Annotated in this window: 28 protein-coding genes; 18 read left to right on the top strand and 10 right to left on the bottom strand. The window is 71.4% G+C overall.

The annotated features are described in order from the left end of the window. Positions 1–15: 15 nt before the first annotated feature. Complete coding sequence (locus tag EV382_RS28755) at positions 16–735, bottom strand: HAD family hydrolase (RefSeq protein ID WP_130406987.1); 720 nt, start codon at positions 733–735, stop codon at positions 16–18. A 106-nt stretch (positions 736–841) separates the two neighbouring features. Between EV382_RS28755 and EV382_RS28760 the strand changes: the two genes are divergently transcribed. The 3 genes from EV382_RS28760 to EV382_RS28770 all read left to right on the top strand — a co-directional run bounded on the left by EV382_RS28760 (position 842) and on the right by EV382_RS28770 (position 3,760). Continuing rightward, entirely contained in the window at positions 842–1,798 is a 957-nt protein-coding gene (locus EV382_RS28760) for a DMT family transporter (protein WP_130406989.1), read from the top strand. A gap of 64 nt (positions 1,799–1,862) precedes the next feature. Further along, the gene (locus tag EV382_RS28765; protein WP_130406991.1) at positions 1,863–2,387 is read left to right on the top strand and encodes a SigE family RNA polymerase sigma factor; all 525 of its coding nucleotides are present in this window, start codon (positions 1,863–1,865) and stop codon (positions 2,385–2,387) included. Beyond that, positions 2,384–3,760, top strand: a complete 1,377-nt coding sequence (locus EV382_RS28770; RefSeq protein ID WP_130406993.1) for a WD40 repeat domain-containing protein — start codon at positions 2,384–2,386, stop codon at positions 3,758–3,760. The genes EV382_RS28765 and EV382_RS28770 overlap by 4 nt, the downstream gene beginning before the upstream one ends. Here the strand turns inward: EV382_RS28770 and EV382_RS28775 are convergent. Continuing rightward, positions 3,757–4,032, bottom strand: a complete 276-nt coding sequence (locus EV382_RS28775; protein WP_244236844.1) for a DUF1330 domain-containing protein — start codon at positions 4,030–4,032, stop codon at positions 3,757–3,759. The two genes, EV382_RS28770 and EV382_RS28775, sit on opposite strands and share 4 nt — an antisense overlap. A gap of 10 nt (positions 4,033–4,042) precedes the next feature. Beyond that, positions 4,043–4,867, bottom strand: coding sequence for an SDR family NAD(P)-dependent oxidoreductase (locus EV382_RS28780; RefSeq protein WP_130409282.1), 825 nt, complete (start codon positions 4,865–4,867; stop codon positions 4,043–4,045). Positions 4,868–4,995: 128 nt separating this feature from the next. On the opposite strand from EV382_RS28780, the gene EV382_RS28785 reads away from it, so the two are divergent. Further along, positions 4,996–5,952: an HpcH/HpaI aldolase/citrate lyase family protein gene (locus EV382_RS28785; protein WP_130406997.1), complete on the top strand. Its 957-nt coding sequence runs from the start codon at positions 4,996–4,998 to the stop codon at positions 5,950–5,952. A gap of 78 nt (positions 5,953–6,030) precedes the next feature. Here the strand turns inward: EV382_RS28785 and EV382_RS28790 are convergent, their stop codons facing one another. Next, entirely contained in the window at positions 6,031–6,576 is a 546-nt protein-coding gene (locus EV382_RS28790; protein WP_130406999.1) for a DUF4190 domain-containing protein, read from the bottom strand. Positions 6,577–6,694: 118 nt separating this feature from the next. On the opposite strand from EV382_RS28790, the gene EV382_RS28795 reads away from it, so the two are divergent. Beyond that, positions 6,695–7,600, top strand: a complete 906-nt coding sequence (locus tag EV382_RS28795; RefSeq protein WP_130407001.1) for an SDR family NAD(P)-dependent oxidoreductase — start codon at positions 6,695–6,697, stop codon at positions 7,598–7,600. A 24-nt stretch (positions 7,601–7,624) separates the two neighbouring features. Here EV382_RS28795 and EV382_RS28800 read toward each other — a convergent pair whose 3' ends face one another. After that, positions 7,625–8,164 carry a DUF4190 domain-containing protein gene (locus tag EV382_RS28800; protein WP_130407003.1) on the bottom strand — a complete coding sequence of 180 codons (540 nt, stop codon included), beginning with the start codon at positions 8,162–8,164 and terminating at the stop codon, positions 7,625–7,627. A 177-nt stretch (positions 8,165–8,341) separates the two neighbouring features. On the opposite strand from EV382_RS28800, the gene EV382_RS28805 reads away from it, so the two are divergent. Beyond that, complete coding sequence (locus EV382_RS28805) at positions 8,342–9,538, top strand: acyl-CoA dehydrogenase family protein (RefSeq protein WP_130409284.1); 1,197 nt, start codon at positions 8,342–8,344, stop codon at positions 9,536–9,538. 253 nt (positions 9,539–9,791) lie between these two features. On the opposite strand, the gene EV382_RS28810 is transcribed toward EV382_RS28805, so the two are convergent. Both EV382_RS28810 and EV382_RS28815 read right to left on the bottom strand, forming a co-directional pair. After that, positions 9,792–10,199: a CoA-binding protein gene (locus EV382_RS28810; protein ID WP_130407005.1), complete on the bottom strand. Its 408-nt coding sequence runs from the start codon at positions 10,197–10,199 to the stop codon at positions 9,792–9,794. Between the two features lie 19 nt (positions 10,200–10,218). Next, positions 10,219–11,265 carry an Rv2578c family radical SAM protein gene (locus EV382_RS28815; protein WP_130407007.1) on the bottom strand — a complete coding sequence of 349 codons (1,047 nt, stop codon included), beginning with the start codon at positions 11,263–11,265 and terminating at the stop codon, positions 10,219–10,221. 93 nt (positions 11,266–11,358) lie between these two features. On the opposite strand from EV382_RS28815, the gene EV382_RS28820 reads away from it, so the two are divergent. Next, positions 11,359–11,778: a thiol-disulfide oxidoreductase DCC family protein gene (locus EV382_RS28820; RefSeq protein WP_130409286.1), complete on the top strand. Its 420-nt coding sequence runs from the start codon at positions 11,359–11,361 to the stop codon at positions 11,776–11,778. Here the strand turns inward: EV382_RS28820 and EV382_RS28825 are convergent. The 3 genes from EV382_RS28825 to trxA all read right to left on the bottom strand — a co-directional run bounded on the left by EV382_RS28825 (position 11,742) and on the right by trxA (position 13,669). Beyond that, positions 11,742–12,719 carry an HTTM domain-containing protein gene (locus EV382_RS28825; RefSeq protein WP_130407009.1) on the bottom strand — a complete coding sequence of 326 codons (978 nt, stop codon included), beginning with the start codon at positions 12,717–12,719 and terminating at the stop codon, positions 11,742–11,744. The genes EV382_RS28820 and EV382_RS28825 overlap by 37 nt on opposite strands. Then, entirely contained in the window at positions 12,716–13,156 is a 441-nt protein-coding gene (locus EV382_RS28830; protein WP_130407011.1) for a hypothetical protein, read from the bottom strand. Before EV382_RS28830 ends, EV382_RS28825 begins: the two co-directional genes overlap by 4 nt. Before the next feature lie 150 nt (positions 13,157–13,306). Then, on the bottom strand, positions 13,307–13,669 hold the full coding sequence (gene trxA / locus EV382_RS28835; RefSeq protein ID WP_030329190.1) for a thioredoxin: 363 nt from the start codon (positions 13,667–13,669) through the stop codon (positions 13,307–13,309). 548 nt (positions 13,670–14,217) lie between these two features. On the opposite strand from trxA, the gene EV382_RS28840 reads away from it, so the two are divergent. The 11 genes from EV382_RS28840 (at position 14,218) to EV382_RS28885 (ending at position 22,660) form a co-directional block, all read left to right on the top strand. Further along, on the top strand, positions 14,218–14,733 hold the full coding sequence (locus EV382_RS28840; RefSeq protein WP_130407013.1) for a MaoC family dehydratase: 516 nt from the start codon (positions 14,218–14,220) through the stop codon (positions 14,731–14,733). 92 nt (positions 14,734–14,825) lie between these two features. Next, entirely contained in the window at positions 14,826–15,362 is a 537-nt protein-coding gene (locus EV382_RS28845) for a hypothetical protein (RefSeq protein WP_208758508.1), read from the top strand. A 51-nt stretch (positions 15,363–15,413) separates the two neighbouring features. Next, the gene (locus EV382_RS28850; RefSeq protein ID WP_130407017.1) at positions 15,414–16,037 is read left to right on the top strand and encodes a TrmH family RNA methyltransferase; all 624 of its coding nucleotides are present in this window, start codon (positions 15,414–15,416) and stop codon (positions 16,035–16,037) included. 79 nt (positions 16,038–16,116) lie between these two features. Next, positions 16,117–16,794: a DUF6758 family protein gene (locus EV382_RS28855; protein ID WP_341870178.1), complete on the top strand. Its 678-nt coding sequence runs from the start codon at positions 16,117–16,119 to the stop codon at positions 16,792–16,794. Between the two features lie 116 nt (positions 16,795–16,910). Continuing rightward, on the top strand, positions 16,911–17,069 hold the full coding sequence (locus EV382_RS32965; protein WP_007455302.1) for a hypothetical protein: 159 nt from the start codon (positions 16,911–16,913) through the stop codon (positions 17,067–17,069). 6 nt (positions 17,070–17,075) lie between these two features. After that, positions 17,076–17,951 carry a PH domain-containing protein gene (locus EV382_RS28860; protein WP_130407021.1) on the top strand — a complete coding sequence of 292 codons (876 nt, stop codon included), beginning with the start codon at positions 17,076–17,078 and terminating at the stop codon, positions 17,949–17,951. A gap of 103 nt (positions 17,952–18,054) precedes the next feature. Further along, the gene (locus EV382_RS28865; protein WP_244236845.1) at positions 18,055–18,840 is read left to right on the top strand and encodes a SigE family RNA polymerase sigma factor; all 786 of its coding nucleotides are present in this window, start codon (positions 18,055–18,057) and stop codon (positions 18,838–18,840) included. Positions 18,841–18,929: 89 nt separating this feature from the next. After that, complete coding sequence (locus EV382_RS28870) at positions 18,930–20,105, top strand: hypothetical protein (RefSeq protein WP_130407025.1); 1,176 nt, start codon at positions 18,930–18,932, stop codon at positions 20,103–20,105. 62 nt (positions 20,106–20,167) lie between these two features. Continuing rightward, positions 20,168–21,040, top strand: coding sequence for a PHP domain-containing protein (locus EV382_RS28875; RefSeq protein ID WP_130407027.1), 873 nt, complete (start codon positions 20,168–20,170; stop codon positions 21,038–21,040). 41 nt (positions 21,041–21,081) lie between these two features. Further along, positions 21,082–21,696, top strand: coding sequence for a MarC family protein (locus EV382_RS28880; protein ID WP_130407029.1), 615 nt, complete (start codon positions 21,082–21,084; stop codon positions 21,694–21,696). A 13-nt stretch (positions 21,697–21,709) separates the two neighbouring features. Beyond that, the gene (locus tag EV382_RS28885) at positions 21,710–22,660 is read left to right on the top strand and encodes a RecB family exonuclease (RefSeq protein ID WP_425271949.1); all 951 of its coding nucleotides are present in this window, start codon (positions 21,710–21,712) and stop codon (positions 22,658–22,660) included. Positions 22,661–22,676: the final 16 nt, after the last annotated feature.

Consider the following 22,676-nt stretch of genomic DNA (forward strand, 5'->3'; position numbering starts at 1 on the left):
CGCCGACGGCGCTGATCAGCCCGTCCGACCGCCGACGCCCGCGACAGCCGCGTCGGCGTCGACGAGGTCGAGCACCTCACCCAGGGTGCCGAGTGTCGGGCCGCGCCAGTCCCGGTCGGCGTTGAACACCATGTGCGTGGCCAGATCCGGGGCGGCGAGCCGGACGGCGGTCATCCCGGCCCGCTCGGCGCCGGTCAACTCCTGGCTGCCGCCGTCGCCCACGTAGAGGCAGTCACCCGGTGCGAGCCCGAGCCGCTGGCAGGCGGTCAGGTAGAGCGCCGGATCGGGTTTGCACCGCCCCACCTGCACCGAGAAGACCCGCACGTCGAGCAGCGGAGCGACGGCGAGCTGGGGCAGGAAGGCCGGCAGTTCGTGCGTACAGTCGCTGATCACGCCGGTGCGCACGCCGCGCTGGCGTAGCGCCGCCAGCACCGGCACCGCCTCGGCCCGCAGCCAGGTGTCGGCGCGGACGGCCCGGTGCCGGGACGCCACCGCCGCCCGCACCGCATGGTCGCTGGGGTGTACGCCGACCTGGGCGCACACCCAGCGCAGGGTGGCCTCCGCGTTGCCGAGCCGGCCGGTGGCCCGTTCGTAGTAGGTGCGGTTCAGCACCTCGGTCAGCGCGTCGGTGTGACATCCGAGCAGCTCGGCGGTGCCGAGGTGGGCGACACCGCGTCGCACGGAGTGGGTCAGGGTGCCGAAGAAATCGAACAGCACCGCCTGGTAGCTGGGCATGGGGGAACGCCTCCGGGCGGTCGAGGGTCACCGGCGCGGAACCGCGTGATCGTAACGGAGTGATGACCCTCCGTGCCTACCGTCATACGTGTGAGGATTACGTCCCGTGCCCCCACCTTCCCACCGGCCGACCCCGGACCTGCTGACCACCGGCGCGGTCGGACTGGCCGTGGTCGCCGTGTCGTCGTCCGCGCCGCTGATCGCGTACGCCGCCGCTCCCGCGCTGGCCATCGCGTTCTGGCGCAACCTGCTCGCGGTGGCCGTGCTGAGCCCCTTCGCGCTGGCCCGACGCCGCGCCGAACTGCGCAGGCTGACCGTGGGCGCGGGCCGGCGGGAACTGGTGTTCTGTGTGCTGTCCGGGGTCGCCCTGGCCGGGCACTTCGCGACGTGGGTGCCGAGCGCCAAGCTCACCTCGGTCGCCACGTCCACCGCCCTGGTCGCCACCCAGCCGGTCTGGCAGGGGCTGATCGCCCGCGCCCAGGGGCGGCCGCTGCCCCGGGTGGTCTGGGCCGGCATCGTGGTAGCGGTCGCCGGCGCGGTGGTCGCCACCGGTGTGGACGTGGGGGTCTCCGGCCGAGCGGTCCTCGGCGACGTGCTGGCGTTGACCGGCGCCCTGTTCGCCGCCGTCTACACCGCCTTCGGGGAGCGGGCGCGGACCAGCATCAGCACCACCACCTACACCACCATCTGCTACGGGATCTGCGCGCTGATCCTGCTGGCCCTGTGCCTGGTCGGCGGCGTGCGGCTGACCGGGTTCGACGGGCGTACCTGGTTGGCCATCCTGGCCCTGGTGGCCGGCGCCCAACTGCTCGGGCACTCGATGTTCAACTACGCCCTGCGGAAGATCCCGGCGACCACGGTGAGCGTGCTGATCCTGCTGGAGGCGCCCGGCGCGGCTCTGCTCGGCTGGGCCTGGCTGGGGCAGTTACCCCGGCCGTACGCGCTGCTCGGGATGGCGATGCTGCTGGCGGGGGTGGCGGTGGTGGTGCTCGGCGGTGCCCGCGCCGCCCGGCGGCCGGGACCCACCGCGCTGCCGACCGACCCGACCCCGCTCGACGACTGATCGCCCGCCGGTTCCCTCCGTAGCGGACCCGCCGTGCGTCTATCCCGATGAGGAGGGCGATCCGTTGACGACTGAGGACCGCACCCGGGACGGCTTCGCCGACTTCGTCCGGGCCGAGACCGCCGGGCTGACCCGGCTCGCGTACCTGTTGACAGGTGACCGGCACCATGCCGAGGACCTGGTCCAGGTGGCGCTCGCTCGGGTCGCGGTGCGGTGGGAGCGGATCGCGGACCCGCGCGCCTACCTGCGTCGGGTGCTCTGCACCCAGGCGGCCAGTTGGTGGCGCTGGCGGCGGGCCCGCCCGCCGGAGCGGCTGGACGGGGCGCTGCCGGAACGCGCCGGGCCCGGTGACGACACCGATCTGCGGCTGGTGCTGTCGGCGGCGTTGGCCCGGCTGACCGCGCGGCAGCGCGCGGTCCTCGTGTTGCGCTACTACGAGGACCGCACCGAGACGGAGACGGCGGAACTGCTCGGCTGCCGGGTCGGCACCGTGAAGAGCCAGACCCGGCACGCCCTCGGCCGACTCCGTGTCCTGGCCCCCGAGTTGGCCGAACTCGTCGGCCGTGACCCGCAGGAGGTGACCCGGTGACCACCCGGCTCTCCGAAGCGCTGCGTCGCCTCGCCGCCGACGTGCCGCCCGCCCGCGTACCGGAAGGGCTCTTCGACGCGGCGCGGACCCGGCACCGTCGTCGCCGGGCCGCCGTCGCCGGCGCAGTCGTCGTCCTGGTCCTGCTCCTGAGCGTCGGGTACGCGCTGCACCCGGTGGCCCTGCCACTGCCCGCCGGCCCGCGGCACGACCCCCCTGGCCTGCCGACCAAGCTCGTCGATCCGCCGCTGCGGACCGCTTCGGTGGGTTACTCGGCGCCGGGCGTGGCGGCGATGCTCTTCGGTGGCCCTGCCGTGCGTACCAACTGGTTCGAGACGCGGATGGGTGTGGTGGCCGCGGACGACGACCGCTACCGCGTGCTGGACGGTGATCCGGCCGTCGCGGGTTTCGAGGCGTCGCTCTCCCCGGACGGCCGGTACGCCTGGGTGGGCGATTCCCTGATCGACCTGAAGTCCGGCAAGACCCTTCCGGACCGCCCGGACGGCTACCCGCTCGCCTTCGCGCCGAACGGGAAACGCCTGGTCTACGCCGACCCCGACACCACGTTCACGTCCCCGAACACCTATTCCACCCCGTCCGTCGGGGTCTACGACCGGGATCGTGGGATGGACGTGCTGCGGGTGCCGGTCGGCACCGCCTGGATCCCGCCGGGGCGTACGGCCGCGTTGTCGCCGGACGGCGACGACCTCGCCCTCCAGATCCGCGACGAGGTCTGGCTGACCCGGGTGGACGACGCGGGCGCGGATCGGGTCGCCGAGCCGTACCGGAAGCTGCCGTTGGCCGGCGGGCGGCTGGCCGGCGCCGGGTCCTGGCTGCCGGACGGCCGGTCGGTGGCGGTGCTGAGCCGGTCCACCTGCACCGAGTGCCCAGTGCCGTCCTACCGGCGCACCTGGACGGTGGCCCTGCGGTCCGCAGTCGACGGCACCCGCTTGGCGGACCCGGCGTTTCCGCCGCTGCGCTCCCGTTCGTTCGTGCAACTGCTCGGCTGGCGCTCGGCGGACGAGGCTGTCGCGTTGGTCGGCGTGCCGGGGCCGGAGGCGGAGGACCTCCCTGAGGAGCACGACATCGCCTGGGGGCCGTATCACGAGGTCGGCACGGAGGCCGTGGAACTCGTCGTGCTCCGCCGGGGCGCGACCGCCCCGGACGTGCTCTTCCGAACCCCGGAGGGCATCACCGACCTGTCGGTCGCCGCCGACCTTGCGATCAGCGGCGCGGTACGCGAATCCGGCCGTCCCCACTACGGGCCGCCGCCGTTCTGGGCGCTCGCGGCGGGGTTCGTCCTGGCGGTCCTGGTCGCCATGCCCGTGCTGTCGCGGCTGCGGGGCCGGCGCGACCGGCGACGGATCCGACGCTAGCCCTCCCGCACCTCGATGACCCGGGTCGTCGGCGCGGCTTCGCCGAGGGCGGTCCGCAGGGCCGCCCGGTCCGGGTCAACCATGAACGACTCGTACCCGGCCCGGGAGTCGAACCGGATCACGTGTACCTCGGTCTGCCCGTCGGTGCCGCGCAGCCGCCGCTCCAACCGGCCGCCGTGCCGTTCGAGCAGGGCCAGCACAGCGTCCTCGTAACGCTCCCCGGCCGCCTCGGCACCGACGGCGAACTCAACGATCGCGACAAGTGTCAGCACGCCCGTCACGCTAGTCGATGCCCACGGCCTTGGCGCTGGCCTCCCAGAGCCGGGCGGCGAGCTGCGGATCGGCCGCCTTCCGGAACGGCCGACGCGGCCGACGGTCGGCGTAGTAACCCCCGTCGATCAGCCGGGCGGGCTCCTGGTTTGCCAGCCATACCAGGGTTTCGGCGCCCTTCTCCGGGCTGCGGAACGGCATGAAGCGCATGCCGAACGCGACCAGCCTGCTGTCGTTGGCGAACCGGGTACGGACCACCCCGGGGTGGAAGCTGTACGCGGGGACGTCCGGCCAGCGCCGGGCCGCCTCGGCGGCGAACAGGATGTTCGCCTGCTTGCTGGTGCCGTACGCCCCCATCGGCCGGTAGGCGCGCAGCGACTTGTTCAGGTCGTCCGGGTCGAGGGCCCCGAAGCGGTGCGCGCCGGAGGCGGTCACCACGATTCGGCCCACCCGGTCGGCGAGCAGGTTGGTCAGCAGGAACGGGGCCAGGTGGTTGGCCTGGATCGACATCTCGAAGCCGTCGACCGTGCGCAGTGGTTGTAGCGCGATCGCGCCGGCGTTGTTGGCCAGCACGTCGATCCGGTCGTACGCCGCCCGGAGCTGCTCGGCCAGTCGGCGTACGTCGTCGAGGATCGCGAAGTCGGCCCGGAACAGCTCTGGGCGCGCACCGGAGTTCTCCCGTACCCGCTCGGCGGCGGCCTGTAGTCGGGCCGGGTCCCGCCCGACCAGCACCACCTGGTCGCCACGGCAGGCCAGGTGCACGGCGGCGGCCAGCCCGATGCCGGAGCTGGCGCCGGTCACCACCACCAGTCGACGACGCCCAGTGAGATCTTCCACAGGTCCATTCACCCCGGTCATGGCGCGAGGTTACCGTGGCGTCACAACGCCCTTTGGGATCGTTAAGGTCTCGGATCTGTCGTCAGGTGGCGTCGGCATGCCCGCCGGACGCTGGAAGGAGCGCATCCATGGCCGCAGTCGGTCGCCCTCGCAGGTCCTGCCTCGCCGTGCCGGGTTCCAGCGTGAAGATGCTCGGCAAGGCCCAGGGGCTCCCGGCCGACCAGGTCTTCCTCGACCTGGAGGACGCGGTCGCCCCACTGGCCAAACCGGATGCCCGCAAGAACATCGTGGCCGCCCTCAACGAGGGTGACTGGGCCGGCAAGACCCGGGTGGTGCGGGTCAACGACCTGACCACCCCGTGGACCTACCGCGACGTCATCGAGGTGGTCGAGGGCGCTGGCGCCAACCTGGACTGCATCATGCTGCCGAAGGTGCAGACCGCCGCGCAGGTGCAGTGGTTGGACCTGACGCTCACCCAGATCGAGAAGACGATCGGCCTGGAGGTCGGCCGGATCGGCATCGAGGCGCAGATCGAGAACGCCGCCGGACTGGTCAACGTGGACGCGATCGCCGCCGCTTCGCCGCGCGTGGAGACCATCATCTTCGGCCCGGCCGACTTCATGGCGTCGATCAACATGAAGTCGATGGTGGTCGGCGGCCTGATCCCGGAGTACCCGGGCGACCCGTACCACTACATCCTGATGCGGATCCTGATGGCCGCGCGGATGCACGACAAGCAGGCCATCGACGGCCCCTTCCTGCAGATCCGCGACGTCGACGCCTTCCGCGAGGTGGCCAAGCGTTCGGCCGCGCTGGGCTTCGACGGCAAGTGGGTGCTGCACCCAGGCCAGATCGACGCCGCCAACGAGGTCTACCAGCCGGCGCAGGACGACTACGACCACGCCGAGCTGATCCTCGACGCGTACCAGCACTACACGTCGGAGGCCGGCGGCCGGCTCGGTGCCGTGATGCTCGGCGACGAAATGATCGACGAAGCGTCCCGCAAGATGGCGCTGGTGGTCGCCGCCAAGGGCCGGGCCGCCGGGATGAGCCGTACCTCGTCGTTCACCCCACCGGCGCAGTGACCGGCCGGGCCGGGACGACAGCCGGCGGCTGTCGATCCGGCCCGACAATCAGCGGTACGCCAACCCGCCCTCCGGTCACTAGCTGGCGTTGTTGCTCGTCGCGATCGCGTAGATGATCGCGGCGACGTAGAAGACGAGCACCAGTACCAGGAACCCGGTGAGAATCCAGCCGACGATGATGGCGGCCTTCGCCATCCCCGCACCGCCCTCGCCGCTGAGCCGGATCTGCTTCTGCGCGACGTGCCCGAGGATCGCGCCGATCGGCGCGGTGATGCAGGACGTGAAACCGACCAGGGCCAGCACGAGCGCCGCGATGGCCAGCCCGTTGGTCTTCGGGGGCTGCGGGTAGCCGTAGCCGGGGTACTGCGGCGGGTATCCGCTCGGGGCGTACCCGGACGGGGCGTACGCGGGCGGGGCATATCCGGGCAGCGGCTGGCCGGCTGGCGGTTGCGCGCTGGCGTACGGGTCGATCGGGGCGTACGGGTCGGGGGCGTACGGGTCGACCGGCCCAGGTTGTGGGGGCACCGACTGACCGGCCACCAGGGTCGGGTCGGGTGCGGGGCTCGACGGCTGGGCCGACCAGGTGGGATCGGTCCAGTTGCCGGGCGATGGCGGGTTGGTCATGCGAACTCTCCGTCAGGTCGGGGTGCGGAGTCAGGGTAGCCAGCGCGGCCCAAACCCGACGCCCCCGCTTCCGGGTGCCGCGTTGCTCGGGCCGGTCGTAACGGGCAGGATCCCTGGCATGGCATTCGACGCGCGCGCCGCGGACCGCTCCGGCAGTCGATCCCGACGGGACGTCAGCCGCCCGGGTGCGCCTCGGCGGACCCGGACGACCGCCCCGTCGGGCAGCCCCGGCCCCGACGAGCCGGTCGCGCTCGCCGACCCGGTCACCATGCGCCTCGACGGGCGGGTCGCCCTGGTCACCGGCGCGGGCAGCCCGGACGGCATCGGGTACGCCACCGCCCGGCGACTCGCCGACCTGGGCGCTCGGGTGGCCATCGTCTCCACCACCCGGCGCATCCACGAGCGGGCCGGCGAGTTGGGAGTGACCGGTTTCGTCGCGGACCTGACCGACGAGTCCGAGGTCGGCGCGCTCGCCGATGCGGTCACCGAGCAGTTGGGCGACGTCGAGGTGCTGGTCAACAACGCCGGCCTGGCCAGCAGGGCCAGCCAGGGCGTGCTGCGGCCGGTGGCGCAGCTGACCTACGACGAGTGGCGCGGTGAGATCGACCGCAACCTCTCCACCGCGTTCCTGTGCAGTCGGGCGTTCATCGGGGGGATGGCCGAGCGGGGCTGGGGCCGGATCGTCAACCTGGCGGCCACGGCCGGCCCGGTCAACGCCCTGCCCACCGAGGCCGCGTACGCCGCGGCGAAGGCCGGGGTGGTCGGGCTGACCCGGGCCCTGGCCATGGAGATGATCGCCGACGGGGTGACCGTGAACGCGGTGGCGCCCGGCACCATCTACACTGCGGCGTCCACGATGGCCGAGGTCAAGCAGGGGCTGGGCACCCCGGTGGGGCGTCCGGGCACGCCCGACGAGGTCGCCGCGGCGATCAGCTTCCTCTGCTCGCCGGCCGCCTCGTACATCACCGGGCAGATGCTGGTGGTGGATGGCGGCAACAGCGTCCGTGAGGCCCGCTTCCGCTGACCGCGCCGCGCGCCGTCGGGTCGGTCAGTAGCCACTGCTGTCGCCGGTGTTGCTGAAGGCCACCAGCGCCAGCCAGCCGCAGCAGGCCAGCACGGTGAGCCCGGTGAAGACGTACCCCAGGATCAGTCCCCACGTCGCGAGCTGGTCGCCCTCCTCGCCGCTGGTGCGGATCTGCCGCTTGGCCAGATGACCGAGGACGGCGCCGGCCGGCGGAAACACGAAGGCGAACACCAACGAGAGGATCGCCAGCACGTTGGTGCCCCGACCCGGCCCGGACGGCGGTGGGCCGTACTGGCCGTAGGGGCCCTGTGGGGGGTACGGCGGCTGTTGGCTCCAGTGCGCCGACTGCTGCGGCCCCTGGTGCCCGTACGGCGACGGTTCGCCCGCCGGTGGCCCGTACGGTGACCGTTCCGCTGGCAGCTCGTACGCCGGCTGGTCCGGCTGTGGCGCGTACGGCGACTGACCGGCTGGCGGTGGGGCGTACGGCGACTGGTCCTTCGGTGGCTCGTAGGGTGACGGCGGCTGCTCGTCCGCGGGCGGTCCCGACGGCGGCGGGTAGCTCACAGCTGTCCTCCTCCTGCCGGTGCCGGAAAAGTCCCTCTTGCCGGACGCTACCCGTAGCGGTGAACCTTTTCACAGCGGTTGTGTGGACTGGTCACCTTGGCCTCGGTGACCCGGGAGGCCGATACTGACCCAGCGTTCAGTTACCCATGAGTAGTGCGCGGATCCCCGGAGGCTGAGATGGCCCGACTCGCCCAGACGCCCGGCCTGACCGATGTGCAACAGTCGATCCTGGAGACCGTTCGGGACTTCGCCGACAAGGAGATCATCCCGCACGCTCAGCGGCTGGAGCACGCCGACGAGTACCCCACCGACATCCTCGACGGCATGCGCGAGATGGGGCTCTTCGGCCTCACCATCGACGAGGAGTACGGCGGGCTCGGCGAATCACTGCTCACCTACGCGCTGGTGGTCGAGCAACTGTCCCGAGGCTGGATGTCGATCTCCGGCATCGTCAACACCCACTTCATCGTGGCGTACCTGATCTCCCAGCACGGCTCCGCCGAGCAGAAGGCCCGCCTACTGCCGAAGATGGCCACCGGCGAGATACGCGGCGCGTTCTCCATGTCCGAGCCCGAGACCGGCTCCGACGTTTCGGCCATCAAGTCCCGGGCGGTCCGCGACGGTGACCACTACGTGCTCAACGGGCAGAAGATGTGGCTCACCAACGGGGCGTACTCCTCGGTGGTGGCCACCCTGGTCAAGACCGACACCGGTGCGGACTCCGTCTACGGCAACATGAGCACGTTCTTGCTGGAGAAGGAGCCGGGCTTCGGCGAGACCGCCCCCGGCCTCACCATCCCCGGCAAGATCGAAAAGATGGGTTACAAGGGCGTCGAGACCACCGAGATGGTGCTCGACGGCGTGACAGTGCCCGACTCCGCGATCCTCGGCGGCGCCGACCAGGTCGGCCGCGGCTTCTACCAGATGATGGACGGCATCGAGGTGGGCCGGGTCAACGTCGCCGCCCGCGCCTGCGGCATCTCCATCCGCGCCTTCGAGCTGGCGGTGAGCTACGCCCAGCAGCGCAAAACCTTCGGCCAGCCCCTCGCCAGGCACCAGGCGATCGCCTTCAAGCTCGCCGAGATGGGCACGAAGATCGAGGCCGCGCACGCCCTCATGGTCAACGCCGCCCGGCTCAAGGACGCCGGCCAGCGCAACGACGTCGAGGCCGGGATGGCCAAACTGCTCGCCTCGGAGTACTGCGCCGAGGTCGTCCAGGAGGCGTTCCGCATCCACGGCGGCTACGGCTACTCCAAGGAGTACGAGATCGAGCGGCTGATGCGGGAGGCCCCGTTCCTGCTCATCGGTGAGGGCACCTCCGAGATCCAGAAGACAATCATCAGCCGAGGCCTCCTCAAGGACTACAAGCTCTGACCCGCGCCTGCTGATCGGTTGCTCGTTGTCCGGCCGGCCGTGTCCGCACCGTCGGTCGAGAGCGTGATGACTCTGAGGCATCAATATGTCCCAGCGGCATCACGCTCTCTGCGGAGCTTGCCCGCGCGTGCGGACGCGGCGATCAGCCGGTCCTCCGGCACCGCCGTGTCCCTGCCGCCGGCCACCGGGCGGGGTCGCAGCGACCGGCACACCGCGGGCCGCAGCCGTACGCCGTCCCTCGCGCGATGGCTGATTAGGGGAGGCGGGTTAGGGCGTGGACAGCGCGTTCTACGGCCAGGCAGCGGTCTTCGACGTAGTCCATGCCGGCCTCTTCGGCGATTCGCCGTGCTTCGGCCGAGATGATGCCCAACTGCAGCCAGGCCGCGGGGGCACCAATCGTCGCCGCGTCCCGGACCACCTGCACGGCGTCGGCTGCCGGCCGGAACACGTTCACCAGGTCGACCGGGTGCGGGATGTCGGCGAGGGTCTTGTAGGCCCGTTCGCCGAACAACTCGTCGACCGTCGGGTTGACCGGGATGATGCGCCAGCCGTGCCGCTGCATCTGCAACGGCACGCTGTGCGCGGCCTTGAACGGGTCGCGGGACGCACCCACGACGGCGATCACGGCGGAGTCGGCGAGGATCTGCTGAGCGGTACGCACCCGCCGACTGTAGCTCCGACTACAGCAGCGTCAGCTGCTCGGCCGCCGATGGTGGTGGCGGCTCGGGGAGGTTGCGGTTGTCGCCCCGCTCGCCGCGGTGCATCCCGTGCCGGCGGGCGGCGATCCGCACCCGTGCGGTCACCTCCCGCTGGTACGCCTGCGGGGCGTACGCGCCGGCCCGGTACAGCTCGCGGTAGCGGGGCACGAGGTGCGGGTGCTCCCGGGCGAGCCAGGGCGCGTACCACTCCCGGGCCCCGGGACGCAGGTGCAGCGGTAGCGCGGTCACGCTTGTCGCACCGGCTGCGGCGATCGCCGACACGGTGGCGTCGATCGAGGCGTCGTCGTCGCTGAGGCCGGGCAGGATCGGGGCCATCAACACCCCGACGGAGAAACCGGCGTCGCTGAGTGCCCGCACCGCGTCCAGCCGGCGGCCCGGGTGCGGTGTGCCCGGCTCGACGGACCGCCAGAGCCGCTCGTCGACGAACCCGACCGAGAAGGAGATGCCCACGGTTGTCACCTCGGCGGCCTGACGCAGCAGGGGCAGGTCGCGCAGGATCAGCGTGCCCTTGGTGAGGATCGAGAACGGGTTGGCGAAGTCTCGCAGGGCGCCGATGATCTGCGGCATCAGCCGGTAGCGGCCCTCGGCCCGCTGGTAGCAGTCGACGTTGGTGCCCATCGCCACGTGTGCGCCCCGCCATCTCGGCGCGGCCAGCTCTCGTCGGACCAGCTCACCGGCGTTGACCTTGACGATCACCTTCCGGTCGAAGTCGGCACCGGCGTCGAGGTCGAGATAAGTGTGAGTATTTCTCGCGAAGCAGTAGCGGCATGCATGAGAGCAACCCCGGTACGGGTTGATCGTCCACTCGAACGGGACGCGCGACTGCCCGGGCACCCGGTTGAGGATGGACTTGGCCTGCACCTCGTAGAAGGTCATCCCGGCGAACTCGGGGGTGTCGAAGGTGCGTGCGATGGCGCCGGGCAGCGCCAGCGGCAGGGGTGGCGTCGCTGGCGCTGCCCGCTCGGGGTCTCCCTCGACCGGGGGAGCGGTGAGGTTGTCCCAGCGCATGGGCACTATTCGAACACGTGTACGAGGTGAGCGCAAGTGACCCGCCGTACACCGGTGGGCGTCCGGGTGGTCGGAGAGGGGAGGATGGACAGCATGGAGACGTCGACCTTCGTCTACGACGGGGACTGCGCGTTCTGCACGAGCTGTGCGGAGTTCATCGAGCGCCGCATCCCCACCACCGCGCGGGTGGTGCCCTGGCAGTTCGCCGACCTGGACGCGCTCGGCCTCACCGTGGCCGAGTGCGAGGAGGCCGTGCAGTGGGTCGGCGCGGACGGCTCTCGTGCGGCGGGCCCGGACGCCATCGCGAAGCTTCTCGCGGCGAGTGGTCCGCTGTGGCGGGTCGCCGGTGCCGGCCTGCGGATCCCGCCGGTGCGCGTCGCGGCCTGGCCGTTGTACCGCTGGGTGGCACGCAACCGACACCGCCTGCCGGGCGGCACGGCGGCCTGCTCACTGCCGCAGGAGGCCCGGGAGCGGCTCTACGGGCCGGCCGGTCGCCCGACCACCGGCGCCTGATCGTCGAGCGCCCGCTCCGCGCCAGCAGCCACCGGGCCCTGGCCAGGCGTGACCGGCACGGTCTCGACGTCCGCCGGGCGCGGTTCCGGGGCGGCCGTCGTCGCTGATGCGGGGGTGCCGCGGCCGACGAGCCGGCGGGCCCAGACCAGCGGGCGCACCCGCTCCAGCGGGAGGAAGCTGGTCATCGCGGCCAGGTGCGGCGCGAACGAGATCGTGATGGTCGCGATGGTGACCGCGTGGAACGAGTAGAAGAAGCCGACCATGGCGTGTCGCCAGCGGGGTGGCAGGAAAAAGACCACCGGGCTCAGCAGTTCGAACGCCACGATGCCGAACTGGGCGACGATCAGCAGGTACGGCACCTGGGCGATCAGGTCCGCCAGGTCGGTGCCGCGTCGGATGATCGCCCGGGCCAGCACCGAGCCGGTCAGCCAGTCCAGGCCGCCGAAGCGCAGCTTGGCGAACGCGGCCAGGAAGTACGTGCAGATCACCGCGATCTGGGTGACGCGGAGGGCCCAGCCGCCGGCCTCGGTGCGGGTGGTGTCGCCGTGTCGGGCGCGACCGGCGGTGGGCAGTACGGCGAGTGCGACGAGCAGGCCGAACCGGTCGTGGTCGACCTTCCCGTAGCTCATCGCGATGATCATCCACTCCAGGTACAGCGCGCACACCGCCCAGCCGAGCAGCCGGGGTGCCCGTCCGGTGGCGGCGAGGAGGGCGAGCAGCAGCAACGCCCAGAAGAACACCGTCACCAGCGTCTCGGTTGGCGTCGGTAGTGGGAGTAGGCGGCCGATCAGGAGTGGCTGGTAGAGGTCGCCGGGCACGCTGACCCGGGTGCGTACCCAGGGGGTGAAGATCACCAGGTCGGCGGCGACGAACAGGTAGATCAGGGTGCGGAACGCGGCCACCCGGCCCCGGGGGACGGCCTCGGTCAGCCAGCGGGTCATCGGGTGGCCTGCCAGCGGACGACGGTCTCGTCGGTGTGTTCGCCGGTCGGCCGGCCGGCGTGGATGCCGTGCCAGCGGATGATGATGCGGACCTCGACCAGCGCGGGGGCGTCCGGGTGACGTTCGGCGTACGCGTCGGCGACCTCGGTGAGCAGCGTCGGGTCGGCGACGTACCGGGCCTGCTGACCCTCGATCTCGGCGCGGCGGATGCCGGTCGCGTTCTGGTCGAGGTCGATCACCGTCCCGGAGCTGTTCACCCCCTCGACGCGGGTGTCGGGTGCGGGCGCGTTCGGCGGGTTGGAGGTGGAGTACATCCGGAACGGGCCGAACGGGAAGTCGTCGTCGCTGCCCCAGAAGGTGCCGAGGACGAGCAGGACGAGACCGAGTGCGGTCGCGCCCAGCCGGGTCACGCGCCCGCGGGTGGTCAGGTTCTCCATCGGGTCGTGACGATACGGGATGTACCGCCTGCTCCGGGTCCCTCCGACGGCCAGTTCGGCCTGACCGGGCAGGTGATCATGCGAGGGTCGCTGGAGGTACGACGAAGGCCGGGCCCGATTCGGGCCCGGCCTTGTGTCGTCGCGGACGACTCAGTGGTTGTGCTCGGCCAACTGCTTGCGGACGTCGTCCATGTCCAGCGCCTCGACCTGCTCGATCAGGTTCTCCAGCGCGGACTCGGGAAGGGCGCCCGGCTGGGCGAAGACGATGACGCCGTCACGGATCGCCATGATCGTCGGGATCGAGCGGATGTCGAACTTGGCGCCCAGCTCCTGCTGAGCCTCAGTGTCGACCTTGCCGAAGACGATGTTCTGGTGCTTCTCCGAGGAGCGCTCGTAGACCGGGGCGAACCGCTTGCACGGACCACACCAGTCGGCCCAGAAGTCGACCAGGACGATGCCGTCGTTGCCGGTCACCTCGTCGAAGTTCGCCGAGGTCAGCTCAACGGTTGCCATTGCACTCTCCGATCACCGCGGTTTACCTACGTCCCGTAGAACCAGGGCTGACCGTATCGAATTCCCGGGCGGTGGGGCCCGAAACGTGGCCGGGGCTGCCGCTGGGCTTCGCGGGTCATCGACAGGCATCTGTTCACAACCGACCTGCGGATCGCAAGTGCACGACGCACTTGCGTGACCTGCGGTAATGGGAGCGTTTCCAGGGAGATCCACCCGATTGAGCTCTACGAATCGGTAACTTGGGCCGTGACAAGGAGGTATCCGGCCTGCGGAGATCGCTGATCAACCTCCTGTTCGTCACGCAGTGTAATGTCACAAAAAGATAAATGTGACCTCGATCTCTATTGAACCTACGCAGGCGTAGGGCAGAATTCCTCACATCAGAGCGTGGGCGGCGGGTGCCGGGGAGGGCCCCGCCGCTCATTGCGTCTCCCCCCGTGCGAGTGACCGGTGTGACATTTCCGCCGCCGTCGCGCCCCACCGGTCGCCTTAACCACCGGTAAGGCATGCTGTGCCGAACTCCATCGCCGCCCGTCGAAGGGACCAGCATGCAGTTCGGTCGCTACTACGAGGAGTTCGAGGTCGGCGCGGTCTACCGGCACTGGCCGGGCAAGACCGTCACCGAGTACGACGACCACCTCTTCTGCCTGCTCACCATGAACCACCACCCGCTGCACATGGACGCGCACTACGCCGCGACGGCCAGCCAGTTCAAGCGCAACGTCGTGGTCGGCAACTACATCTACTCGCTGCTGCTCGGCATGTCGGTGCCCGATGTGAGTGGAAAGGCGATCGCCAACCTGGAGGTCGAGTCGCTGCGGCACGTCGCGCCGACCTTCCACGGCGACACCATCTACGGCGAGACCACCGTGCTGGACAAGCGGGAGTCCGGCTCGAAACCCGACCGGGGAGTGGTGTCGGTGGAGACTCGCGGCTACAACCAGGACGGCACGATGGTCTGCGTCTTCCGGCGCAAGGTGATGGTGCCCAAGCAGGAGTACGCGGCCGCCGCGGCCCCCGACGGAGTGGACCCCGAGCGGCCCAGCTTCCCCACGCCACGCTGACCGTCGCGGCCGGCTCGACCGTCGACGCGCGCCGGGCTCCCTTCCCACCGCGGGTCTGCTGGGGAAGGGGCCTGGCTCCCGTTTCGGGGCATATGCTGACGCCGGAGGTTCCGATGAGCCACTCCGTCGCGGGAGAGCCGTCCTCTGCGGGCCGCCGTGCCGCACCCTTGACCACCGCTGTCTACTCCGCCGCCGAGTGGGATCTGCTCACCAGCCTGCCCGCTCGGGTGCTGGTGGCCGTCGCGGCACCCGGTCCCGGCCGGACGGAGCGGGGAGTCACGGCGGGCCTGGCCGGCCTGGATGCCGTGGCGGCCGGCCGTGCCTCCGACAGCGACCTGGTCCGCGCGGTGGTCGCCACGATCTACGCCCGCCACGACGGCACCCCGCAACCCGCCGAGCGGCTCACCGACCTGGTGGACCTGCTGGCCGCCTGCCGGGCGGCGAGCCGGGTGCTGCGGCGGCGGGCCGACCCCGCCGACTCGGCCGCGTACCGCCAGTGGGTGCAGTCGGTCGCGGCCCGGGTCTGTCGCGCGGTGCCCGGCACCGGCACGCGCCGGGTGGAACCGCCGACCAGCCCGGCGGACCGACGCTTCCTGGACCGGCTCGGAGCCGCCTTGGACCTGAGCTGACCGGCAGGTCGTCGCAGCGGGCGCGGACCCGGTCCGTACCCTCTGATGACCGTGACCGACGACCAGCTTGAGGTGGGCGTGGGCCCCTGGCCGGGGGACCCACCGGACGACCCCCGTTACGACCCGCAGTTGCTGGCGGAGGGGGACCGGCGCAACGTCGTCGACCGCTACCGCTACTGGCGGCACGAGGCGATCGTCGCCGACCTGGACCGGCACCGGCACGGCTTCCACGTCGCGATCGAGAACTGGCAGCACGACTTCAACATCGGCACTGTGGTGCGCAACGCCAACGCGTTCAACGCCGCCGAGGTGCACATCGTCGGACGGCGACGGTGGAACCGGCGTGGCGCGATGGTGACCGATCGGTACCAGCACGTACGGCACCACGAGACGATCGAGGAGTTCGTCGCGTGGGCGGCCGAGCGGCGCCTGCCGGTGTTCGGCATCGACAACCTGCCCGGGTCGCGTCCGTTGGAGACCGGCACCCTGCCGCGGGACTGCGTGTTGCTGTTCGGCCAGGAGGGGCCCGGTCTCTCCGGGCCGGCCCGCGCCGCGTGCGACCAGCTCTACTCCATCGCCCAGTACGGCTCGACGAGGTCGATCAACGCGGGCGTGGCCAGCGGAATCGCGATGCACGCCTGGATCCGGGCGCACGCCGGCGCGCCGCCGGACTGACCCCCGTCCGGTGCCGAATCGGACGTTCCGGCTTGACGTTCCGGTGGTCCGGAGAGACGGTGGGGATGTGAGTGTCGCGGTGAGTTGTCCGAGATGCGGGGGCCCGGTACGGGCGCCGGATCTGATGAACGCCGACTCAAGGTGTCTGCGGTGCGGCCCGGTGCCGCCGCTGCACGTGCCCGAGCACATCGGAGCGGAGATTGTGGCGAGCGTGGTGGAGCGGATCACCGCGACCAGCGATGCGCCGGTGACGCCGCTGTGGTGCCCGTGGCCGCTGCCGCCCGGTTGGACACTCACCGGGGTGGCGTACGCCGGGGACGACCGGACGGGAGTGCGGGCGACCGCGGTGGCCTGCGCGGGCCCGGCGCCACTCGGCGGTGGCCCGGCCGATCTGGTCTTCGTGGCCGAGGAACCCGGAGTGGGCCTGGGCACCCGGCTCGCCGGGCTGGCCGGCCCGGACCCCGGACCGGAGTTGGTCGACGCGCTGACCGACCCGGGCTCGGGTCACCCTGACCACGTCGGACAGGCAAAGATCAAGGTCGGCGGGCACCCCACTCCACTGTGGTTGGTGAGTTCGCCAACAGATCGAAGCGCGTACGCAGGCGAGGCTCGGGGAATGTGGCTCCATGCGATAGCCTGGCCGGCGAGTGCGGGTCACCTGCTCGCGGAAGATGTCGTGTTACACGACCTGACCGAGTGGACTCCGCCCGAGCTCGTGTACGGCGCACCGTCCCCGTACCTACCCGGTAGAGCTTGACAACTCTTCCGGATTGACGGAGAACGGACGCAGATATTCACTGTACGACACCACACTGATACTCTGGGTGCCGCTGCGGTAATGGGACCCGGCGCCGCGCGAGAGGATGGCCCGCCATGGTCAAGAAGGTCCTCACCTGGGCCGGAATCGCATTCTTGATCTTCTTCGTCGCCTACCGGCCAAACTCTGCGGCGGACGTGTTCAAGTCGCTCGGCGGCGGGATCATGGATATCGCCCAGGGGTTTGGCGACTTCTTCACCAGCCTCGTCGCCTAGCCGCCGATGGGCAGCCCCTCCGGTCCACCCTTCGACCCGGACGACCCCGACCGGGAACGCCGCGAGCGTGACACCGAGCCGATCCCGCGGATCGGGCCTGATGACGGCCCGGGCTACGGGGCCGGCCCCGGTCTCTCCGATGGTCCGTCCCTTTCGGACGACGTCGGCTACGGCGACGGGCCCGGCTATGCCGGTCAGGGCCGCTCCGGTCGGGGATGGGTCCGTGACCCGGAGGCCGGCTATCAGCCACCGCAGATCTCCGAGGATGAGCTGGCCGGGTTGCGGGCTGACGCGACCGGCGCGGCTCCTCGGCGGGTGCTGCCCCTGGAAGACGAACCCAGTTCGTTGGTGGCTCGTTACCTCTTCCCCACCGAGCGCTACCGGGGCGAGTGGAAGCGGCACTGGATCCACCTCACCAACCCGCTGTTGATCGGCATCGCGGCGACCTTCGTGCTCGGCTACCTCTCCGGCTTCCTCGCCGGCCAGAACGTCGGGGCGCTGACCACCATCGCCGTGCTGCTCTGGTTCGCGGTGATGGGCTGGGTGGCGTGGAAGGTCGCCGACTGGTGGTATGACCGGTTCATCCTGACCAACAAGCGGGTCATGGTGGTCAACGGCATCGTCACCCGCAAGGTGGCGATGATGCCGCTGGTCCGGGTCACCGACATGAAGTACGAGCAGACCCCGACCGGTCGAGCGCTCAACTACGGCACCTTCGTGCTGGAGTCCGCCGGCCAGGAGCAGGCGCTCCGCGAGATCAAGAACCTGCCCAACCCGAACGAGCTCTACCTGCGTGTCGTCGAAGAGATGTACGAGCCGCAGGCGGTCGAGGCGCGGCTCGGCAAGGAGGCCGACGAGGCCAAGGCCGATGACGGTGCGTGAAGCTTTTTGACCGAACATCGGAGCATCTGCGCACCTTTCGTCATGGACCAAAGGGCCCCTGACGTGGCACTCTGCCATGACAGCAGGGGTCTGGAGGTGGGCAGTGGCGAGCAGGGACTCGTTGGAGGAGCAGTTCCGCGAGTTCGTCGCGGCGCGCTCCGCCGCGCTCCTGCGCACCGCTTACCTGCTCACCGGGGACTGGGCCACGGCCGAGGATCTGCTCCAGACCGCGCTGACCAAGACCTACCTCGCGTGGAAGCGGCTCGGCGGGATTGAGGCTGTCGAGCCGTACGCCCGGCGTGTGATGGTCAACACGTCGACCAGTTGGTGGCGGCGGCGCTGGCACGGCGAACGCCCGACCGAGGTGCTGCCCGAGCGGGCCGGTGTCGACGAGATCGAACAGCAACTTGACCGTGACCTGCTCTGGCGGCACCTCCGGGAGCTGCCCAACCGGCAGCGGGCCGTGCTGGTGCTGCGCTACTACGAGGACATGTCGGAGGCGCAGACCGCCGCGATGCTGGACATTTCCCTCGGCACGGTGAAGAGCCAGACGTCGCGGGCGCTGGCCACGCTGCGCCGGCGATTGGGCGCCGACGCACCGGACCTCGCCGCCGCAGCCGGCGTCGCCGGGCGACCGGCCGCCGCAGCCGGCGCCTCCGCTCGGACGGCGGCTGCCGCCGGTGGCGGGGCCGCGACCGGTGCCGCCGGCCGGACGACAGGCTCGGGTTCCCGGACCGGACGGGTCCCGGTGGGCGGTGCCGCTGGCACCCCGAGGCCAGGGCGGGTGGCTCCGCGCCCCGTCGTGCCGCGTTCGATCACCCCGCAGGTCGTGCTGCCCACTGCCCCGGCGGCCGTGCCCGTCGGCACGGGCTCCGGTGAGCAGCAGTGAATGAGTTCGAGTTCCCAGGCAGGCACGACAACCTGACGGACGTCCCGCCGCGTTCATACCAGGTGCGGCCTGACGAACTGGAAGGTGCGGTGCGGGAGACACTCTCGCGCCAGGTCGCTGATGCCCCCCCGCTGAGCGTCGATCCGGCCGGTCAGGCCATCCGGCGGGCGAACCGGGTCCGGCGTCGACGCACCGCAACCGGCCTCGCCCTCGCGGCGGTCACCACCGTGCTGCTCAGTGCCGGCATGGTCCAGCTCGGTGACGCGACCAGCCGGGAGCAGTCACCCATCGTGGTGGTCGGCGACCCCGACCCGACCAACCGGCCGTTCCCGACGGCCAGCATCCCCGCCCCCGTCCCCTCGCCCGAGACGTCGACCGCTCCGCTCGTCAGCGAGACGCTGATCAGCGTCGACGGGCGGCGAACGGTGCTGCGCGACGTCGGGCCGGCCGAGCGCGTCCAGCCGTTGCCCAACGGCGACGGTTGGCTGGTGGTCGGTGCGCCGAGCGTCGCCGGACGCACCCTGTGGGTGGTGCGGGACGACGGTCTGGTGCAGGTGCTGCTCGCCGGGGCGGGCGAGATCGTTCTGGCCCCGGACAGCCTTCAGGTCGCCTGGCGCGACCGGGGCGATCTGTTGGTGGCGGGCGTGGTCGGCACCCAACTCATCGGGGCGGCACGTACCCCTTTGCCCGCGCAGGCGGAGCCGGTCCGGTTCGTTGACGACAGCATCCTGGTCCGACTCGACCCGGCCGGTGCCGGTCACACCCTCTGGCGGCCCGGTGCGGGGCCGTTGCCCAAGGCCCTCGACAAGTTGAGCCTCAACGTCTACGGGCAGCTGCCCGACGGGCGGCTCGTCGGCCAGGTCACCACAACCGATGCGGACCGGACCTGCCTCGCGGTGCTCGCCCCGACACACCACCTGGACCCGGTCCGCACCGGCTGCGGCCCGGACCTGAGCCAGGACGGCGTCGGCGGGGTCTCGCCGGACGGGCGGTGGCTGCTGGTGAACGGGAGGGTCGGCAAGACCGACAAGTCCCTGCTGGTCGACCTGCAGCAGCTCGGGCCGGGCGCGACCGCTGTCGCGGCCGGGCCGGCGATGACCGGCGCGATCGTGTGGAGCAGCGAGACCGACGCCTCCTACCTCGACAGCAGCGGCGAACTGGTCCGGGTCGACGTCGACCAGGTGCGGGCGGGAGAGCCGGCCAGCGCCACCGCGGTGCCCGGCGTGCCAGCCGGCGTGCGGCCGATCCTGGTGGAGGGTCTCTGACCACGGGTGACCTGGGCGGCCCAGGTGAGCCGGGCTCACGGTTTCCTGGGTAGCGTCGGGCGGTGACCTCGCGTACCGGCTCCGCCCCCCGGATCGACCTGCACGCCCACTCGACGGCCAGCGACGGCACGCTGACTCCGGCCGAACTGGTCGGCGCGGCCTCCGACGCCGGGCTGGACGTGCTGGCGATCACCGACCACGACACCACGGCCGGCTGGGCGCCGGCCGTCCGCGCGCTGCCGACCGGTCTGCGTCTGATCCGGGGTGCGGAGCTGTCGTGTCGCTGGTCCGGCGCGCAGCCGGCGGTGCCGCTGCACCTGCTCGCGTACCTGTTCGATCAGGACCATCCGGAGTTGGTGGCCGAGCTGGCTCGGGTCCGGGCCGCCCGGGAAGAACGCGGTGAACGGATGGTCAGCCTCCTCCGGGCCGACGGCATCGACGTGAACTGGCCGGACATCCTGGCCGGCGCGGGTGGCGGCACCGTGGGACGCCCACACATCGCGCAGGCACTCATCCGCGTCGGCCTGGTCGGCAGCGTCCGGGAGGCGTTCGGCCCGAACTGGCTGGGCGAGCGGTACCGGCTGCCCAAGGAGGATATCGACGTGTTCCGGGCCATCCGACTGGTCCGGGCGGCCGGAGGCGTGCCGGTCTTCGCCCACCCGCGAGCCACCCGACGAGGCCGGGTCGTGCCCGACGAGCTGATCGCCGAGCTGGCCGCCGCCGGGCTCGCCGGGCTGGAGGCCGACCACGAGGACCACAGCCCGGCCGAACGGGAGCATGTGCGGGCGCTCGCCGCCGAGCTGGGTCTGTTCGTCACCGGCTCCTCGGATTTTCACGGCACCCACAAGACGGTTCAGCTCGGCGCGTTCAGCACCAGCGTCGAGGCGTACGAGCGGATCGTCGCCGACGGGGTGACCGAGGTCGCTTCGGGTTGATCCGGGTATTTCGCCCATCCCGACGCGGCTAGGTTGATCACGTGGATCTGAAGCTGTTCGGCGAGGTCTTCGTGACCCTGCTGGTGATCACCGACCCGCCGGGCATGATGCCGATCTTCCTGGCGTTGACCGGCCCGCTGCCCGCGCGCGACCGCAACCGGGCGGCCTGGCAGGCTGTCGCCCTGGCGCTCGGCGTCATCGTGGTCTTCGCGGTGGCGGGGCAGACCCTGCTCGACTACCTGCACGTGGACCTGCCGGCGTTGCAGGCCGCCGGTGGTCTGCTGCTCGTGCTCGTCGCCCTGGAACTGCTCACCGGCAAGGCCGACGACCCGAGCCAGCAGGTCACCTCCAACATCGCGCTGGTGCCGCTGGGCACGCCGCTGCTGGCCGGCCCGGGCGCCATCGTGGCCACCATGCTCTTCGTCCAGCAGGCCGACGGGCTGGGAGAGTTCAGCGCCATCGCCGTGGCGATCCTCGCCGTGATGGTCGCCGTCTGGATCGTCCTGCGATTCTCCGGCGGCATCGTGAAGATCCTCCGGCCCGGCGGGATCGAGGTGCTGACCCGGATCGCCGGCCTGCTGCTGGCCGCGATCGCCGTGCAGCTCATCGCCGACGCCGTGGCCGCCTTCGTGACCCACTACGTGAACATGACCTGACGGCACGCGTGCGATGTCGGGGGTGGATGGCAGGATCGCAGGCGTGCGACGATCCTCATCAGCGGGGCGGCCAGCCGCTGGCGGCCGGGCCCCCCGGCAGCGCGCCGGCGACGCCGAGCAGCTCGGCTTCGAGGGCATGCCGGAGCGGCTGTTCGTCTGCACCCCGAGCAAGCTCGGCGCGTACGCAGACTGTCCGCGTCGCTACCGCTACTCCTACCTCGACCGGCCCGTCCCATCCAAGGGCCCGCCGTGGGCGCACAACTCGCTCGGCGCCAGCGTGCACACCGCCCTGAAAAACTGGTATGCGCTCCCCGCCGACCGGCGGCGACCCGAGGCGTTGGCCACGCTGCTCAAGGGCACCTGGGTCCGCGAGGGCTACCGCGACGACGAGCAGGAGCGGGCCGCCTACCGGCGGGCGTTGGGGTGGCTGGAGGCGTACGTCGAGACGCTGGAGCCGGATGCCGACCCGCTCGGCGTGGAACGGGTGGTGGCGGTCAAGACCGCGGTGCTGGCGTTCAACGGTCGCGCCGACCGGATCGACTCCCGGCCCGGCCCGGACGGGCCGGAGCTGGTCATCGTCGACTACAAGACCGGCCGCACCGGCCTGGACACGGACGACGCCCGGGGGTCGCAGGCGCTGGCGCTCTACGCGTACGCCGCCGAACGGGTGTTCCGTCGGCCGTGCCGTCGGGTGGAGCTGCACCACCTGCCGACCGGCACGGTCGCCGGCCACGACCACACCGTCGAGTCGCTGGCCCGACAACTGACCCGGGCGGAAGAGACAGCCCGCGACATCATGGCCGCCGAACGGGCGGTCGCCGACGGTGCCGACGCCGACGAGGCGTTCCCGGTGGCCCCCAGCCCGCGCTGTGGCTGGTGCGACTTCCGTCGGCACTGCCCGGCGGGCGCGCAGGTTCCCGGCAAGGAGCCGTGGGCGGCCATGGACCGGCCCGCCGACGGCTGATCGTCAGTGACGAGGG

Origin of the sequence: Micromonospora violae, assembly GCF_004217135.1 — a bacterium.
GTDB lineage: Bacteria > Actinomycetota > Actinomycetes > Mycobacteriales > Micromonosporaceae > Micromonospora > Micromonospora violae.